We start from the raw sequence: 245 nt of genomic DNA on the forward strand, positions 1-245 counted from the left end.
CGCCCAGGTGGTTCTTGCCGAATTGGCCGGTGGCATAGCCGTGGGCCTTGAGCGCCTGGGCGATGGTCACGTCACGGGCCTGCAGGCCCACCGGAACCCCCGGCATGCCGACCTTGGACAGGCCGGTGCGCAGCGAAGCCTGGCCGGTGATGAAGGTGGAGCGCCCGGCGGTGCAACCTATTGGGTGCCGGATGCGACGGTAGTGGGCCGCGAGCAGGCGGCCGCACTGCGAGTCCACGGTCCGC

The 245-nt window shown here is 71.0% G+C and carries 1 protein-coding gene; it reads right to left on the reverse strand.

All coding sequences use genetic code 11. The features are described from left to right. Positions 1 to 245: sulfatase-like hydrolase/transferase (locus J5M67_RS29175; protein ID WP_243434956.1), on the reverse strand; the 245-nt coding region annotated here is incomplete at both ends.

The sequence above is a fragment of the Pseudomonas sp. 30_B genome, assembly GCF_017491605.1.
Lineage (GTDB): Bacteria > Pseudomonadota > Gammaproteobacteria > Pseudomonadales > Pseudomonadaceae > Pseudomonas.